We start from the raw sequence: 17,405 nt of genomic DNA, 5'->3' as shown, positions 1-17,405 counted from the left end.
TAGAAATTGAGCGGAAGGAGAAAGAATGATGCTTGAAATAAAAAAAGTCAGTAAGATTTATGAGGGAAAAGTAGCTTACCGTGCGTTGACAGATATCGATCTCCAAGTTGAAGGAGGAGAGTTTGTCGCCATTATGGGGCCGTCGGGCAGCGGAAAAACAACGCTGCTTAATATGATTGCCACAATCGATGAGCCGACAACCGGCGAGGTGCTGATCGGAGGAAAGAATCCGCACCGGTTGAAGAAAAACGAGATTGCCAAATTCCGCCGCCGTGAACTTGGTTTCGTCTTTCAAGACTTTAACTTGCTCCATACATTGACAGTGGAGGAAAACATCGTCTTGCCGCTTACACTTGACGGGAAGAGCGTAAAAGAGATGAAAGCGAAGGCGAAAGAAATAGCTGAGAAGCTCGGAATTTCAGCGATCATGAACAAGCGCACCTTTGAAATCTCGGGCGGACAGGCGCAGCGGGCGGCTGTTGCCCGTGCGATGATACACAGTCCTTCACTGCTTTTAGCCGATGAACCGACAGGAAACCTTGATTCTAAGTCGTCCAAAGATGTAATGGAGCTCTTGACGAAAATCAATGAACAGGAAAGGACGACGATGCTGCTCGTCACCCATGATCCGCAAGCTGCAAGCTATGCCCAACGGGTTGTGTTCATACGGGACGGCAAACTGTTCTCCGAAATTTACCGCGGTGACAGCCAGAAGGGATTTTTCCAGAACATCATTGATACACTTTCCTTGTTGGGAGGGAATGACCATGACTTTTCGTCAGTTCGCGGTTAATAACGTCCTTCGCAACAAGCGTCTTTACACCGCTTATTTTCTAAGCAGCCTGTTCACCGTGATGGTTTTTTTCACCTTTGCGATGTTCGCCTTTCATCCGGCTTTGCATGGGGGATCGGTGAATGAGAGTGTGATGTACGGCATGAGCGTGGCAGGCGGTATTATTTACGTGTTTTCTTTCTTTTTCGTGATGTATTCGATGAGTTCCTTTTTGCAGTCGCGGAAGAAGGAATTCGGACTGTTGATGATGCAGGGGATGAGTTCGGGACAAATCCGCAAAATGGTGTTTATGGAAAATATGCTGATCGGGTTGTTTGCTACGATAAGCGGGATTTTGCTCGGGTTCGTCTTTTCCAAACTGATTCTCCTCGTCGCGGAGAATGTGCTGCTAATCAGCGAGTCGCTTAATTTTTATCTTCCATGGATGGCGATCATCGTGACGTTTTCGTCATTTGTCATCCTGTTCTTGTCCATTTCGTTTTTCGTCTCGCTCATTTTGCGCACAAGCAAGCTGATTGAATTGATCAAAGGGGATAAAAAAGGAGAAACCTGAGCCGAAATCTTCGATATTTTTATCCATCTTAGCAGCCATACTGCTGTTTTCCGGCTATGCCATTGCCCTTTATGTAGAGGGACTCCAAGTGGTCGTAGCGATGGTTCCGGTTATTCTGCTCGTTGTTTTCGGCACCTATTTTCTGTTTTCACAGTTGAGCGTATTCATCATCAGACGTCTGAAAGGAAATCGCTCTGTTTTTTGGCGGAAAACGAATATGATTCTTTTCTCTGATCTTTCGTATAGGATGAAAGACAATGCCCGCTCGTTTTTCATGGTAGCGATCATTTCGACCGTCGCTTTCAGTGCCATCGGTGCTTTATATGGAACACATTCCTATTTGACGAAAGGCGTCACCGAGGCAAACCCATTCACCTTTGCATATACCCCATTCACGTCACCAGAAAAAGGGACTGCAAATGCGGAGACAGCCGACAGGATGATCCGCGAAGCAGGCATAAAGACGAAAAAGGAAGTAATCAAGGAGAACTTTTATTCGGTTGAAGGAGTCGGAGATGCTAGGATTGTCAGCATTTCTGATTACAACCGGGCTGGGGCTCTTCTCGGAAAAAAACCTTTGTCTTTAGACGGGGCCGATGCGATTGTCGGCAAGCAGAGTGTCGCGAATCTGATGGACGGCAGTCGGGATGAGAAGCTTCTGGCATCACCGATAAAATTACAGGACGGAAGTAAGGTTCGGGCGGAACGCATGGTTGTCGCAGAATCTATGCCAAACGTTTACGGCTATTATATCGTCAGTGATGCAGTCTTTGGAAAATTGCCTGAACCTGCTAGCAGCCTTGATAATTATTTTTGGGTTGCCAGTGATGCATCAAAGGATAAGCTGATTGCAACGGGTGAAAAACTGGAGAACAAATTTGATATGGGTACGTTCATGTCGATAGACTACACGTTATATGAGATTGAGAGGGCATTCGGCCCGATCTTGTTCATCGGTTTGTTTATCGGGATTGTGTTCTTTGTTTCAGCTGGAAGTTTCCTATATTTCAGGCTCTATTCAGACCTGGACGATGACAAACAGAAATTCAGGGCGATTGCGAAAATGGGGCTCACTGTTGGGGAAATGAAAAAGGTCATTAACCGGCAGACCGCCATCCTCTTCTTCGCACCAATGATGGTTGCACTTATTCACGGGGCTGTTGCATTAACAGCATTATCCCATATGTTCGATTTCAACCTGTTTCGGGAATCAGCAACCGTGCTGTCAAGCTTCTTGGTAATCCAGATCATTTACTTTACAATAATGCGATATACCTATATTAAACAAATCAAGCAAACGATATGAGGGGCCTGTCCCCCGCCAAGCTAATGCATTAACGCGTTACTGTGGCGGGGGACAGACCCTTTTTTGGGGAGAAAGACCTATGTAATTGGTTTTGTTTTTTGAGTAATAAGAATTGTGTGATTGTCATTTTTATTTTGTTTGTGTAAAGTGGATTCTTGTAATGGTATGGAAGGAGTTTGAGGTTGTTGAAGAAAGTGAAGGCTTTATTCGTAAGTGCATTGCTGCTAGTCGGGCTGGCGGCTTGCGGAAACAACGAAAATGGAGAGAAGGCCGCGGACAAATCCGCTGTTGCCGGAACGGAAAAGAAACGTAATAGCGAGGCTATGGAGACTAATGATCGTTCAAATACATACCTTTCAGAAGAGGATAGAGGCGAAATGCCGGATTTGGAAGATGGCAAAATCGGCTTGACAATGGATGACTTCAAAGACCGGTTCAATGAACTGGCGGGAAAAAACAATCTGGGTTTTCAAGTTGGAGAGTATGAATGGTTTGACCGTGCCAAAGGGGTCAGTACGGCAGAGGTGAAGTTCAACGATAACTATGTCATCAATGGAATGGTCATAACAGGAGAAGAGGAATTAAAAGCACTCCTGCTCGAAGCCGGGGGTGATACCTTTTCCCGCGAAACAGTTTTGGGTCTGATCCGAACGATGATTGGCACGACTAATCCATCACTGAGCAACGGTGATATTGATGGACTGTTGGAAGACTTGAAACTTATCCCTGATGAAAATGAAGAGGAAACGTTTGCGGAGACGGAAAAAGACGGCTTGAAATATATGGTGAATGAAGAAGGAAACAATGACTCAATCGAATTCATTATCGTAAATGAATCCGACCCTGACTTTGAACAATAACTTGTTTGAGGGTCAGCCCACCGGCTATTTAAAAATGTTTTGTTTTGGCACTTTTTCTGTGAATAGAGGGAATACTGTTAGAAAATGCCGGTTGGGAACAGTTGCCGATAGCCTGCCCATAGCGGATCGAGCAGGCTGCCAACAGGCTAAATACGGAGCAAGGATGATGAATGTATGACGAATAAAGATGGGGAAAGGGTTGTGAAAAAATGGTTTGAGGCATCACCCGAAGCGGTCGTCGTTTACCGGTCGGGAAGCATCCGCTACATTAACAAAGCATGTCTCGACCTTCTGGGCGCGACCGAGAAGGATAAAATTATCGGACGGAAGATCATTGAATTTATGCCCGAGAAATCCCATCACGTCGTCAAGAGGCACGCGGAGGAGCTGGATGAGGAAGGGAAATCTGTCGGACCTGATGAGGAACAGATCATACGGTTGGACGGCTCCATCGTTGATGTGGAAGTGTCAGGGATTGCGATTGACGATGAGGGAGAATTGGCATATTTATTTTTGGTTCATGACCTGACCAAGCAGAAAAAAGCAGCGGAGGCACTTCGGAAAAGTGAGGAGGTCTACCGGATCATCACAGAAAATATGACTGATCTCGTTTGTGTCATCACAAAAGAGGGATATTTTTCATACGCATCCCCTTCACACGAGACGATCCTCGGCTACTCCGGAGAATCCTATCAGGGAAAATGGGCGAAAGAGCTGCTGCATCCGGAGGACCGATTGCCTGTCAGGCAGAAAATGGATGAAATGATAGAGACGAAAGAGCGGGGCGTGCTGCATTTCCGGTTCAGAAACAAAGAAGGTAACTGGGTGTGGCTTGAAGGCAAGGCAACGCCAATATTTGATGATGACGGAAGTTTCCGGCATTTTCTTGTCGTTTCCAGGGATATGACGGAAAGGCTTGCATATGAGGAAAGGCTCTCCTATCTCGCGTATCATGATACTTTGACAGAATTGCCGAACCGGAGGCTTTTCACAATCCAATTTGATCAGGCGCTGAACGAAGCAGAGCAATTCGAGAGAAAGATGGCGCTGCTTTTCATGGATATTGATAAATTTAAAGAGATCAATGACACGTTGGGTCATGATGCCGGTGATGAGTTGTTGAGGCAGTATGCTAAAAGGATCCAGTCTTCCTTGCGAAAAAGCGATCTCTTCTCGAGACAGGGCGGGGATGAATTTATCATATTGCTGACTGAAATTGAGACGGAGCAAGACGCGTTTAACATTACGGAACTGATTTTAGGCTCTCTTCAGGAGGATTGGGAAATTTCAGGGCGGCGTCTTCAGGTGACATCAAGCATCGGCATCGCTTTTTATCCGGAAAACGGTACAACGCGGGATTGTCTGTTAAAAAATGCTGACACCGCTCTATATGCGGCTAAGAAGTCAGGACGGAACAATTACAAGTTTTATACGGGGGGCTAACGAGTAGAGCGGTATTCTGGAAAGAATCAATGAGTGATTATATGATAGAGGGGCTGGCCGCCGGTTTTGACGGCTCTCTGAATTGGGGATGCGAGTATGCAAGAGAAAGAGACGATCAAAAAGCTTCGTTGAGGCATTCCAATTTCGGCATGCAACAAGGCATATGATTGGACGAAAAAAATCAATGCTGAGGATTTCCGGTTTATGGAGACAGGCCGGCTGTCGCCAAGCTGAAGAATCCATCCCGTCCGAAAACACGCAGGCCGAAGTTGTGGATGGATCGAGTAACTAAAGGCTGGCATCTTTACTCACTGTCCGGGAACACTATCCCCAATTAATTCATGCGAAAAATTGAAGGAGTTGTTTACTTTGGCACAATCATTGAATGGAAAAGTAGCATTGGTTACAGGTGCAGGCAGAGGGATTGGCCGTGCGGTTGCAATCGCATTGGCAAAAGAAGGCGTGAACGTCGGCCTTCTCGCAAGATCGGAAAACGAGCTGAAGGAAACGGTTCGCAAAGTCGAAGAGGCTGGTGCGCAGGCAGCTTATGCCACAGCGGACGTTTCTTCGCTGGAACAGGTCGAAAAAGCGATTGCCAAGATCAATGGGGAGCTTGGCAAAGTGGACATCGTCATCAATAATGCAGGCATCGGCAAATTTGTCGCGCTTGCTGAGACCGACCCTGAAGAATGGAAACGGACGATCGAAGTGAATCTGCTTGGACCATACTATGTCACCCGCACCGTTCTTCCCCAGCTGATTGAAAAAAATGGCGGAGACATCATCAATATTTCTTCGACAAACGGCCTTAACGGAGCGGCGACTTCAAGTGCCTACAGCGCATCAAAATTTGGCCTGATCGGCATGACTGAATCGCTCGCCCAGGAAGTACGCCGAAACAATATCCGTGTGACGGCACTCGCGCCAAGCACTGTCGCCACTGAGCTTGCAGAGCAAGGAAATCTCATTCAAGGGGATGAGAGTAAATATATGCAGCCTGAAGACATTGCGGAATTTATCGTAAATCAGCTCAAGATGCACCCTCGCATCTACGTTAAAAATGCGACTTTGATCGGAACAAACCCATTCTAAAACACGAAAAGACCGGTGCACTACAAAGCACCGGTCCTTTTTTATTTCCGTAACTTCAAAGAGCTTTCTCCCCGGGTTGTTAACCGGATTTTTTCGCAAACGGCTGTTTCTTGCCGGATAGGTGGAGGAAAAGGCTTGCAATGGCTTTTGAAAGAAGGAAGACGCCAATATAAACAAACAGTATATGTAAATAGTTCTTCCCCTTTCCAAGCTCGACGAGATCGAGTGCAACAAGGACCGGTTTAAAGAAGAAGGCAAGGACTGCCGACAGCAGGGCGGAGTATATATAAAAATTTTTTTTGTTGTTCAACGTCCATTGATAAACAAGCATATATAATACCGGAATAAGCGATGCCTCCAGTTGGTAGGCCGGAAAAGATGGCACGATAAAATAGGGATACTTGATCCATCCTTGCATATTGCTGTACGTATCGGCATAGCCAAACCAGGAATGTACATTAAAGCCATAGAACCCTATAAGGAGAATGTTTCTTCTGTCAATCACCAGGTAGAGAAGGATAAGCGGCAGCACAAGCATTGCGACGGTAACCCAAAACTGCCATGTATCAAAATAAGAGTATTCCTTCCAATACGCGACGAATTTTTCGTTAACCTTTGTATATAAGGAAAAAATCTGCTCAAAAGCCTGCTCTTGCGACATCTGTTTGCTTCACCTTCCCTTCGAGCGGCATTTATTACGGTAGTATACCTAAAAATATGCTGCGTATGCAGGAAAGCGGCGGATCCCCGCCATCTGTTTGCACGGGCCCAATCATGGATATAATATTAAAAAAGCCAAGGGGTGAATGCTGTGGGCAGTAGTAAGATGGAAATGCCGGCAAAAACCTTCTGGGCCGGTTTTTTATTTGGCGTCGGTCTCATTGCCTTCTTGGATGAAGCGGTATTCCATCAGGTCCTTCATTGGCATCATTTTTATGACGGGGCAACGAAGAACGTCGGCTTGGTATCGGACGGTCTGTTTCATGCTTTCAGCTGGTTTGCTACGATCGGGGGTCTCTTTATGCTCGCCGATTTGCGCAGACGCAATGTATTGCATTGGACAAGATGGTGGGGCAGTGTTTTAATCGGTGCCGGAGCGTTTCAACTGTATGACGGTATTGTCCATCATAAGCTCATGGAAATTCATCAAATCCGCTATGTAGAAAACGTGGTCATTTATGATATCGTTTGGAATTTGGCAGCGGTCATTTTAATGGCGGCAGGGGCGCTAATGATTGCAGCAGACCGGAAAAATTCGCAAAGGGGGAGGTCCGCATAAGCTATATATTTGTTGTTGGACTGGCTGCAGCATATGTGTGGGCAGCACTTCGTACAAGCTCATCTTCTAGGCTGAGGACATGGCCGGTTTGGCGCTATTTGTTTTGGCTATCGGGTCTTGCCTGTACATTTCTTGTATTATTGCCGCCAACAGCGGCTTATTTTCATCAGAATTTCATTGCGCATATGCAAGGGCATCTCCTGCTCGGTATGCTGGGTCCGCTTTTGCTGGTGCTCGCAGCCCCGATAACACTCTTATTGCGTACTCTCCCTGTAAGGTCGGCCAGGATTGTTTCTACCCTTTTGAGGAGCCGCTACGTCCGGTTCATCAGTCATCCGGTCACAGCTTCGATCCTGAATATCGGCGGTCTTTGGCTCTTGTACACGACAAACCTGTTTCCAATGACGCATCACTACCCGACAATCAATTTTCTTGTCCATGTTCATGTCTTTCTCGCCGGCTTTCTATTTACGGTTTCATTGATCTATATCGATCCCATTGCACACAGATATTCGTATATGTATAGGTTGGTTGTCTTTCTTCTCGCTTTGGCGGGTCACGGCATTCTCTCAAAGTTCATCTATGCCTATCCGCCCGCTGGTGTGCCGAAGGAAGAAGCGGAGATCGGGGGAATGCTCATGTACTACGGAGGGGATGCTGTGGATGCGATTCTCATCACGATCCTTTGCTACCAATGGTACAGGCATACTGCACCTGAACGTATCGCAACCGCTGGATGAAAAAAGAAAACGCTTACTGTTGCAATTCATTCAGTTCAATGGTACTATTACGTTAGCAGCTTATAAAATGAATCACATGTTACTGATACGATCAGGCATGGCGGTAACTGATAAGGAAGATTCCCTTATTTCAGGCACCTCCATGCCTTTTTACTGTGGAAGGAGGGGAGGATAAATAGGCGGCTGCTTTGTGGTACACTGATAAAAAAACAGTGTGGATGGGGGAGCTGCGAATGAGAATCAAAAAAATACTCAATAACAATGCAGTTGTCGTCGAGGACGGACAGCAAGAGAAAGTCGCTATCGGATCCGGGATCGCTTTTCACAAAAAGAAAAATGATATTATTAACGTTCATAAAATAGAGAAGCTGTTCAGCATGAAAGAAAATGAAAAACTGCAGCAGCTGTTAAGTCGCATTCCGGAAGAACATTTTTCTGTATCCGAAGAGATTATTTCCTATGCTGAAGAGGTTCTTGGCACAAAGCTGAATGAACACATCCACATCGTACTGACCGATCATGTTTCTTTTGCAATCGAGAGGGCGAGTGAAGAAATTCATTTAAAAAATAAGCTGCTGAACGAAATCAAAATTCTTTATAAGAGGGAATTTGAAATCGGATTATGGGCGATTCAGCATATCAAAAATAAGTTCGGGGTCGAAATGCCTGTCGATGAAGCTGCATTTATTGCCCTTCATATCCATACGATGAAGCCGCAGGGCACGGGGCTGCATCAGACGATTAAGCAGACGACGATTGTTAGGGACATGGTTCAATCGATCAAAGATTGCCTGCAGATTACAATCGAGGAAGATGACATCTCCTATCAGAGGCTGATCACCCATCTTCGGTTTGCTCTCGTCCGCCTGAACCATTATGAGCTTCATGCGATGGATGAGGAAATGCTATCGATGATCAAGCGGAAATTCGTAGAATCATATGAATGTGCCGCCACGGTCGCCAAGGAATTACACCTCCGGCATAACGTAGACTTGCCCGCTGAAGAGCTCGGCTATATTACGCTTCACATTGAAAGATTACGGAAACAATAAAACTCCGAACGGGGGAAGAGAATCATGATGAAATATTTACAAAAGCTCGGCCGCTCCTTGATGCTGCCGGTAGCTGTATTGCCTGCGGCAGCCATTCTAATGGGAATTGGATACTGGATCGATCCCGATGGCTGGGGCGGAGGCAACGCATTTGCTGCATTTATGATCAAAGCCGGCGGATCGATTATCGACAATATACCGATTCTGTTCGCTGTCGGTGTCGCACTTGGCATGTCCAAGGGGAAAGACGGCTCATCCGCTCTCAGCGGTCTTGTCGCCTATCTTGTTGTCACAACGCTTCTATCAACTGATACAGTTGCGATGCTCCAAGGGATTGATCCGGGAGACGTTAACGCTGCGTTCGGAAAAATCGGCAACGCATTTATCGGTATTCTTTCCGGTCTCGTAGCTGCAGGTATGTATAACCGGTTCAGCCATGTCCAGCTGCCGGATGCATTCGCGTTTTTCAGCGGTAAACGGCTCGTGCCGATTATGACAGCCGTATCCATGCTCATTGTTTCAGGCATTTTGTTCTTCTTGTGGCCGGTTGTGTACGGAGGGCTTGTTTCCTTCGGTACGGCGATCAGTAAGCTAGGTTTTGTCGGTGCCGGCCTTTACGGTTTCTTCAACCGCCTGCTGATCCCGACGGGACTTCACCATGCGCTGAATGCCGTATTCTGGTTTGATACAATCGGTATCAACGACATCGGGAAATTCCGCGACGGTACTGGAATCAAAGGTGTGACGGGTATGTATCAGGCCGGATTCTTCCCGATCATGATGTTCGGTCTTCCGGCTGCAGCTCTTGCCATGTACCATACAGCAAAAACAAAGAGGAGAAAGCAGGCTGCTTCCCTTATGCTCGCTGCCGGGTTTGCCGCTTTCTTCACAGGGGTTACAGAACCGCTTGAATTCTCATTCATGTTCTTGGCTCCGGCGCTTTACTTCGTTCACGCCTTGCTGACGGGTATTTCACTCGCAATCGCAGCTTTCTTCCACTGGACCGCAGGTTTCAGCTTCAGTGCCGGTCTGGTTGACTTTGTACTGAGTCTGCGGATTCCGACTGCCAATCAGCCGTGGATGCTGATCGTCCAAGGTTTGGTATTCGCGGTGATCTACTACTTCCTGTTCCGCTTCTTGATCACGAAGTTCGACTTGAAGACACCTGGCCGTGAAGACGACGATCTTGTTGAAGAAGATGCGGAGGCCCCTGCAGCAGGGGAAGGCCGTTTCGATTCAATGGCATCCAAAATCTATGATGGTCTCGGCGGAGATGCAAACGTCAAGTCTATCGACTATTGTGCGACACGCCTTCGTGTTGAAGTCCAAGACATGAATTCTGTCGATCAACAGAAGATCAAATCAACTGGGGTGCCGGGCATCAATGTAGTCGGCCCGAACAGCATCCAGGTCATCGTTGGCACAAACGTACAATTTGTTGCCGATGCAATTGAAAAGAACCGTAAATAATGCCAGCAGGCTCTCTTTATGAGAGCCTGCTTTTTTATGTTGTCTTGAAAAAAATTGTCCGCGCCAGGCCTTTTCAGGAGTCATGACTGTTCATTTAGGGTATGGTATCTTTAGAAAAATAAAAGGAAGTAGACTATCGTGGATCTTTTTATTCTCGTCTTGCTGCTCTTGCTTATTATTGGATTATCCAATTTCATCAATCATTTTGTGCCGTACATTCCTGTGCCAATCATCCAGATTGCTCTCGGGATAGGTGCTGCGTTCATCCAGCCGGGCGAGCACATTATGCTTGAACCCGAACTGTTCTTTGTTTTATTTATCGCACCGCTTCTTTTCCACGACGGGAAAAATGTTCCGAGAACCGCATTATGGAAATACAGGAAGCCGATTTTGCTGCTTGCACTGGGGCTCGTTTTCCTCACGGTCTTTGTCTTGGGACATTTCATCCATTGGCTCATTCCTTCAATACCGCTGCCTGCCGCTTACGCTCTTGCAGCTATCTTATCACCGACAGATGTCGTGGCCGTCGGAGCCATTGCCAAGCGGCTGAACATTCCTGGGAACTTGATGCATATACTTGAAGGCGAAGGGCTGATGAACGATGCTTCGGGCCTTGTTGCGTTTAAGTTTGCCGTCGCTGCTGCGGTAACCGGTGTATTTTCATTCACAGAAGCGAGCATAAGTTTTGTTGTCATATCCTTGGGAGGGCTGATTGCTGGAGCGATCCTTGCGTATTTCCTGATCAGGGTTAGAATGTACATAAGAAAGCTGGGCATGGAAGACGTCACCATCCATATGCTCATCCAAATCCTGTCGCCGTTTTTAATCTTTCTCGTAGCCGAGCATTTCCATTTGTCGGGCATTCTCGCTGTTGTTGCGGGCGGCATCGTCCATGCAATTGAGCGGGATCGGGAAGAAACACCATCGATTGAACTGCAAATCGTGTCAAACAGCACCTGGTCTGTCATCTTATACATTTTAAACGGAATGGTATTTGTTCTTCTCGGCCTTCAACTGCCCGATGTGGCAAAGGAAACATTTGAAAACCCCTTTGTCAGCAACCTGGAGGCGCTGCGGCATGTTCTCCTCATCACCGTTGCTCTCTTGCTTATCCGTTTTATTTGGGTTTCGCTTTCCTGGTTCCTCGGGGCCAAAAAGGACCAGGAGCCGTATCCTACCTTCGTCTCGATCAGCATATTGACCATTTCCGGCGTGCGGGGGGCAGTGACACTGGCCGGAGCCTTTACGATTCCTTATGTAATCGGGGATGGGACCTTGTTTCCTGAACGGTCGCTGATCCTCTTCATTGCAGGCGGTGTCATACTCGCCACCTTGACGATTGCGAGTATCGTACTGCCGATTATTGCCAGGCCCGAAGAAACCGGAGCATCAGCGGATGAGGAGAAAGCAGTGCGAGTACGGGTTTATCAAGCAGCCGAAGCAAGGGTAAGGGAATTGATGACTGAGCAGAACAGGGAAGCGGCGATTGCCGTTCTGGCTTCCTATAATCGAATGATCGCCGATTTGCAATTTGGGCGTGAAAACTTGCGCAGTCCTGCTTATCAGAAAGAAGAGAAACGGCTCCGATTCCTCGCTCTTAAGGCGGAATCGCACTGCATCGCAGGTCTAGTGAAAGAGGGCTTTGTTTCCCGGGATCTGGCTTATTTGCTGGAGGAGCATGTGCGGCGGATGGAAACAGCTGTCTCAAGTGGTTTGAAGTACAGGCTCCTCGTCACCTGGGCATTGATGAAAAGGTGGTTCCTCCTCTTCATCCGTTCTTTTTCCGAAAAGCGGGAGGGCAGGATGGGGCGTGCAAGGCTGAACAGGAAACGACAATGGATCTGCAAAATCAAAATGGCCGAAGCGGCGATCTCGGTATTAAAGGAAGAGACAGATGATTGGAATGGAACAATTTCATTGAATATTATCAGCGAGTACAATAAAATGATAACCGCCTTTAAAAATGCTCAAAATGAAGAGGCTGCCGTCCGATATAATCAAGAGAAGCGGGGAATGGAGATCCAAGCTTTCCAGGCTGAACGGAATGAAATTCAGCGGTTGTATGAGGTCGAGGCTGTTCCTCTTGAAACGGTCAGGAAAATCCGCAGGCAAATTGCCATCCGGCAAGTTTATTGGAATGAAGCACATAGTCTCAAGGAATCTACTTCTGCCCATGAATAGGCGGAAACGCTATGAAAGAAATCTAGATAAGGGGTGCTAACATTGAAAAAATGGTTGATAATCGGCATGATCGCATTGATGGCCTGCTTCCAAGTCCAGCCGGCCGAAGCGGCGTCAGAAGCGACTAATCTGGAAAACAGTTTAAAGTCAGCGCTCAAGCAGAAAAATTGGACAAACGCTGCCATATTCAGCAAGAAGCTCGCAGTTTTGTACGACAAGCAGAAATCTTACGATAAAGCAGCAAAATATTATGATGAGTCAGCGGAATACTGGACAAAGGCCGGGCATCCAAGCTGGGGCATTGAAAACAACATTCGCGCCGATCATATTCGGACAGAGGTTAATCTATACGTTGAGCAGCCGCTCCCTGCCAAACAGAAACTAGGAAAGTTTGAGCCGTCAAGCGGAACCTATCTCGGCTTCTACCTTGCAGGTAAGCGCGAGAAGGCAAATCCGGATAACGTGGAGGGAATATACGGCCGCAGCCATGCCATGTATTTGACGTATTCGCATTGGCGGAAAAAATATGCGGACACCGACACCTACTTCCCGATGACTTTTGCCAAAAAAGCGAAAGAGAACGGGGCGGCTATCCAAGTCGCTTGGGAGCCAAGCAACGGGCTGGACGATGTGAAGGATGATGAATACGTCCGCCAATTTGCACGGGAAGCGAAGGAGAGCGGCGTTCCTGTATTCCTGCGTTTTGCCGGAGAAATGAACGGTGAGTGGGTGCCATGGCACGACACTCCGGAAAAATACAAAGCGAAATTCAAACTGATTCATGACATCATGGCAGAAGAAGCGCCGAATGTGGCAATGGTCTGGTCGCCAAACTTCCTTCCGCGCCATAATATCGACCCTTATTACCCTGGTGATGACGCCGTTGACTGGGTCGGCATGTCCTTGTATACAATCCCATTCTCGCATGGCGAAGAAAAGCCTGGTGGAAATCCGATTGACTACCTGGATCCGCTTTACAAGAAATACAGCCATAAGCCGATGATGGTATCAGAAGGTGCCGTTTCCCACGTCTCCTATGAACAGAAGAAGGATTATTCCCAGTGGGCAGCGAGCCAGATTGGCAATATGTACGGCTTCATGCCGCGGATGTATCCGAAGCTGAAGGCCATCACGTATTTCAATCTCGACAAAAAGACAACAACGTACGACAATCAAAACAACAACTACGACTTGGGAGACAGCCCGATCGTCGACAAAGCGTACCAGCGGATGATCAAAAATCCACACTTTATCGACCAGCTTACCCTAAAATCGAACATTGACAAGATCCAGACGCAGTTTGTTCCCGTCAACACGGCAACTGCTGCATCCGGCAAGCAGAACGCCTTCATGTATGTGAAGCTTCCGCTCGGCAAGCAACCATACTATGTGGCGGCTTATCAAGGCAAAAAGAAGCTAGGAGAATCCTATGCCCAGCCATGGGATATGAAAATCGACTTCAGCAAAGTGGATGCAAGCAAACCATTAACGCTGATCGCTTTCGATAAAAACTTCAAACGCCTCGCAACAAAAGAAGTGAAAATGGCGAAACAAAATCCGAAACTTGCAAAATAATAATGAAGCAGGGGAAGAAAAACGGGACGTTTTCTTCCCCTGCTTTTTCTTTTTTCGGCCTGCCTGTGGTGGTAGTGGCGTGGCTTACGCATTTTCAAAGATAGACACGTGAAGATCTGGATTTTTGATTTCTTGAGGTGTCAAAGAGTAGAGAGACACTGGAAATAAGACTTTTACATAAGAAAAGAGGGCTGCCACACTCAGTGACAGCCCCTTTTTTCAAAAGCTCCCGCCCGCATACCGGCGGGAGTTTGCTTGTTTACGACTGATAGGACATCTGATAAATGGGAACGAGGGTTTCAAAAGTTTTCCTTGTCTCTTCTACAAAGGCTTCTCCTTGTTTGAGAAGCGGGTCATCCTTCATATAATGCCGACCGATCAGCAACTCTGCTTTTTTGACATCGCGGAAACGGACAAGGGTTTTTTCTAAATCCAGCTCATCCATTGACACAGCATCCTTTTTCATATGGTCCATGGACACGACATAATCGCCGGGAATGATTTTTTCCAATTCATCGGCATTGCGGAGGAAAGTGTCTGCCATTCCCACTTTGTTAGGCAACTCATAAATAAAGGCAAGCCAGACGAATACACGGTCATCGAACAATCCTACTTGGAAATGAGGATGCTTCTTATACCCCCGTTTATTGTTCGCAATGGCAAGCCAAGTATCTTTCGGCGGATTCACTGTCCGTCTCGCATGTTTGGCGATGTGGAGAAACATTTCCGTCCCAAGCATTGAGGCTAAGTCCGCTGTCAGCAGGCCGCCGATCTCACGGAATTTCGGCTGGATTCTCGTTTGGATCGCTTCCATTCGATTATCCAATCCATTTATTTCAAACGAGGCAAAATCCTCTGAGGAAAAACCGTTAAAATCCATTCTACCCCTTCTTTCTTCGCTTTCTTCTATTAGAGTATACAATCAGGACAGGGAATATCAAGAAAACAGCTGGGAGTAATTATACTGGAAGATATTACTTATGCAAATATGGTTTTCGCAGAGAAACACTGGGTATAGGAGGGAGGATGATGCAAAGGCGGATAAGCGGATTGAACCTCAAATTACATATATTTAGGAAGAAAGTCAGACTTCTCCGAACCGAAAGAGAGCGGATGATAGACAATGATAATCGAAAAGTCTTATAATATGAACATAAGGTGACTAAGAGGTGTATACATTGTCTTTTACCAGAGTACTTACGGGAATTTGGAGAAACAGCGCTGAAACATCTGATCGTGCAACGGATCCGCGGCTGAAGACCCGCTATTACAAGGCTGGTCGGCGTGATTTGATCGAGAAGATCGGTAAGGTCGTCAATGCGGGAATGCCAGGCTGGAAAATTACCCATACAGATGAAGAGCGAGGGGAAATACTCGCAGAGAAAAAGGGGATCCGGCATTTACAGCTCGTTATTACGGTCTATCAGGTTGAGCCGCGCAAGTGTGCAGTTGATTTGGTTGCGGCCTATCGGGAAGGTTATGGGGATTTGGGGTTGAGTTATTTTGCGACGATGAAATTCTTTGAGGCTTTGAACAAAGAAATCGCACCAATCCAGAACTGAAAAGCCGCTGCATGTCCGCTGGTCGATAAACGCTGGGTACGTTCATCGGCCATGTTCCATTTTCTAACCCTTAAATGACGATGTCATTTTTCGTATATGATTCACAAACTAAGCTAAAAAAGGTGGTTGTCATGGAAAAAACACTCAAGGAAAATATGAGGACTTTCTTCGAGGAAAATAAATCGCAATTCGAAGAGGGATTGTTGAATGAAGCGATTAATGTCCGTGAAAAAATTGAAGAGATCCACCGAATCGGCAATATTAACTTATTGGAAAATGCTTATAAGGTCATCATGTATGTCTTGGATAGGCGAGAAGAGGATTTGGTCGATTTTGCGAAGCAAGAAGGCGAAATCTGGGCCAAGCATTCCATGACCCTCGCTTTTAAGCTGGAGTGGGTGCAGGCGATTTCCAGAACCGCCTGGAGGTTCCTCAAGACGTATTTGAACGATCATCCGGAAGTCATGGATTTCAATGACTTTTTTGATATGGAGAAAAGTGTCAATGAGCAGATTGACCAGTTTCTCAATTGCTTTTTTATCAGCTATACAGAGTATAAAGACCGCCTGCTCGAAAAGCAGCGGGAAATTGTTGAAAACCTTTCTGTTCCTATCATTCCGGTCACAGCAAACACTTCTGTCCTGCCATTGATCGGCATGGTTGACGAATATCGTGCCAATACAATTATGGAAAAAGTACTGATGGAAATTTCCAATAAGCGGATCGGTACACTCATTCTTGACCTGTCAGGGGTTGCCCAGATGGAGGCGATCGTCATCGACCCGCTGATGAAAATGATCGACGGGATTACGATGATGGGCTGCAAGCCGGTCATTACGGGATTGAGACCGGATGTGGTCAAAAACATGATCAGCCTTGGCGTATCCTTCGAAAACAAAGCAGAGCTGAAAGGGACATTAGAAGTAGCACTCAGAAAGTATATTACAGAATAACCGGGAACGACCTGTAAAATAGCAAAAGGCCCTCTTCAAAGGAAGAAGGCCTTTTTTTATCCGATCAATTTATCGAAATTAACTTTTTGATTGATTGCCTTCATCAGCGGCACACCGATTGCCATTACGATGAATTCACCCGCTGCGACAGTCAGCCAAGTAAAGAGGAATGGCAAGCCGAGCGCCAGGTTCAATTCAATCGCGATGATGAACATGGTCACCGTAAAAACAATGGTGTTCACAATCATTCTTTCGGTGATCCCCTTGATGAAACGAGCGCTCAAGATCGTGATAGAGAGGGCTATCAAAGACTGCCCGACCCCGAAAACAAGATCATAGAGGCCAAGCGGGGAAAAAAACAGATTGGTCAGGAACACCCCGACAACAATCCCAAAAAGATATTTCTTGTTGAAGACAACAAGATGGTTGAACATTTCGGATAAACGGAATTGGACATTCGTAAAGCCAAATGGCTGAATAAAGAAAGAAACAGCAATATAAAGGCCGGCAATGATCCCGTTTATCGCAATTGTGCGGATATTCATT

At 46.6% G+C, this 17,405-nt stretch carries 17 protein-coding genes; 14 read left to right on the top strand and 3 right to left on the bottom strand.

Annotated elements, in window-relative coordinates; all coding sequences use genetic code 11:
• Positions 1–28: 28 nt before the first annotated feature.
• The 6 genes from AC0TWI_RS16090 to AC0TWI_RS16065 all read left to right on the top strand — a co-directional run bounded on the left by AC0TWI_RS16090 (position 29) and on the right by AC0TWI_RS16065 (position 6,047).
• Positions 29–793 carry an ABC transporter ATP-binding protein gene (locus tag AC0TWI_RS16090; RefSeq protein WP_488127354.1) on the top strand — a complete coding sequence of 255 codons (765 nt, stop codon included), beginning with the start codon at positions 29–31 and terminating at the stop codon, positions 791–793.
• Positions 768–1,346 (top strand): ABC transporter permease, encoded by a 579-nt coding sequence (locus AC0TWI_RS16085; RefSeq protein WP_488127353.1) that lies wholly within the window; start codon positions 768–770, stop codon positions 1,344–1,346. The genes AC0TWI_RS16090 and AC0TWI_RS16085 overlap by 26 nt, the downstream gene beginning before the upstream one ends.
• Before the next feature lie 88 nt (positions 1,347–1,434).
• On the top strand, positions 1,435–2,652 hold the full coding sequence (locus tag AC0TWI_RS16080; protein ID WP_488127352.1) for a hypothetical protein: 1,218 nt from the start codon (positions 1,435–1,437) through the stop codon (positions 2,650–2,652).
• A 185-nt stretch (positions 2,653–2,837) separates the two neighbouring features.
• The gene (locus tag AC0TWI_RS16075) at positions 2,838–3,512 is read left to right on the top strand and encodes a hypothetical protein (RefSeq protein WP_488127351.1); all 675 of its coding nucleotides are present in this window, start codon (positions 2,838–2,840) and stop codon (positions 3,510–3,512) included.
• Between the two features lie 174 nt (positions 3,513–3,686).
• Positions 3,687–4,955 (top strand): diguanylate cyclase domain-containing protein, encoded by a 1,269-nt coding sequence (locus AC0TWI_RS16070; protein WP_488127350.1) that lies wholly within the window; start codon positions 3,687–3,689, stop codon positions 4,953–4,955.
• A gap of 369 nt (positions 4,956–5,324) precedes the next feature.
• The gene (locus tag AC0TWI_RS16065) at positions 5,325–6,047 is read left to right on the top strand and encodes a 3-ketoacyl-ACP reductase (RefSeq protein WP_488127349.1); all 723 of its coding nucleotides are present in this window, start codon (positions 5,325–5,327) and stop codon (positions 6,045–6,047) included.
• Positions 6,048–6,126: 79 nt separating this feature from the next.
• On the opposite strand, the gene AC0TWI_RS16060 is transcribed toward AC0TWI_RS16065, so the two are convergent.
• Positions 6,127–6,708, bottom strand: a complete 582-nt coding sequence (locus AC0TWI_RS16060) for a hypothetical protein (RefSeq protein WP_488127348.1) — start codon at positions 6,706–6,708, stop codon at positions 6,127–6,129.
• 165 nt (positions 6,709–6,873) lie between these two features.
• Here AC0TWI_RS16060 and AC0TWI_RS16055 point away from each other — a divergent pair, with 165 nt between their 5' ends.
• The 6 genes from AC0TWI_RS16055 (at position 6,874) to AC0TWI_RS16030 (ending at position 14,344) form a co-directional block, all read left to right on the top strand.
• Entirely contained in the window at positions 6,874–7,326 is a 453-nt protein-coding gene (locus tag AC0TWI_RS16055; RefSeq protein WP_488127389.1) for a DUF2243 domain-containing protein, read from the top strand.
• A 35-nt stretch (positions 7,327–7,361) separates the two neighbouring features.
• Positions 7,362–8,066, top strand: coding sequence for a cytochrome c oxidase assembly protein (locus tag AC0TWI_RS16050; RefSeq protein WP_488127347.1), 705 nt, complete (start codon positions 7,362–7,364; stop codon positions 8,064–8,066).
• 233 nt (positions 8,067–8,299) lie between these two features.
• A complete protein-coding gene (locus AC0TWI_RS16045; RefSeq protein WP_488127346.1) occupies positions 8,300–9,118 on the top strand; it encodes a PRD domain-containing protein in 819 nt (272 codons plus the stop codon).
• A gap of 24 nt (positions 9,119–9,142) precedes the next feature.
• A complete protein-coding gene (nagE, locus tag AC0TWI_RS16040) occupies positions 9,143–10,588 on the top strand; it encodes an N-acetylglucosamine-specific PTS transporter subunit IIBC (protein ID WP_488127345.1) in 1,446 nt (481 codons plus the stop codon).
• A 138-nt stretch (positions 10,589–10,726) separates the two neighbouring features.
• Entirely contained in the window at positions 10,727–12,769 is a 2,043-nt protein-coding gene (locus AC0TWI_RS16035) for a Na+/H+ antiporter (protein ID WP_488127344.1), read from the top strand.
• Between the two features lie 42 nt (positions 12,770–12,811).
• Positions 12,812–14,344: a glycoside hydrolase family 26 protein gene (locus AC0TWI_RS16030; protein WP_488127343.1), complete on the top strand. Its 1,533-nt coding sequence runs from the start codon at positions 12,812–12,814 to the stop codon at positions 14,342–14,344.
• A 259-nt stretch (positions 14,345–14,603) separates the two neighbouring features.
• Here AC0TWI_RS16030 and AC0TWI_RS16025 read toward each other — a convergent pair whose 3' ends face one another.
• Positions 14,604–15,224 (bottom strand): YktB family protein, encoded by a 621-nt coding sequence (locus tag AC0TWI_RS16025; protein WP_488127342.1) that lies wholly within the window; start codon positions 15,222–15,224, stop codon positions 14,604–14,606.
• A 298-nt stretch (positions 15,225–15,522) separates the two neighbouring features.
• Here AC0TWI_RS16025 and AC0TWI_RS16020 point away from each other — a divergent pair, with 298 nt between their 5' ends.
• Both AC0TWI_RS16020 and AC0TWI_RS16015 read left to right on the top strand, forming a co-directional pair.
• Positions 15,523–15,906, top strand: a complete 384-nt coding sequence (locus tag AC0TWI_RS16020) for a DUF1499 domain-containing protein (RefSeq protein WP_488127341.1) — start codon at positions 15,523–15,525, stop codon at positions 15,904–15,906.
• Positions 15,907–16,037: 131 nt separating this feature from the next.
• The gene (locus AC0TWI_RS16015) at positions 16,038–16,859 is read left to right on the top strand and encodes an STAS domain-containing protein (RefSeq protein ID WP_488127340.1); all 822 of its coding nucleotides are present in this window, start codon (positions 16,038–16,040) and stop codon (positions 16,857–16,859) included.
• Positions 16,860–16,915: 56 nt separating this feature from the next.
• On the opposite strand, the gene AC0TWI_RS16010 is transcribed toward AC0TWI_RS16015, so the two are convergent.
• The gene (locus tag AC0TWI_RS16010; RefSeq protein WP_488127339.1) at positions 16,916–17,404 is read right to left on the bottom strand and encodes a QueT transporter family protein; all 489 of its coding nucleotides are present in this window, start codon (positions 17,402–17,404) and stop codon (positions 16,916–16,918) included.
• Between the last annotated feature and the right edge of the window lies 1 nt (position 17,405).

Source organism: Lederbergia sp. B243.17 (assembly GCF_057657925.1).
Note: the sequence above shows the minus strand (reverse complement) of the source record. Positions and strands in the feature narration are given on the sequence as shown.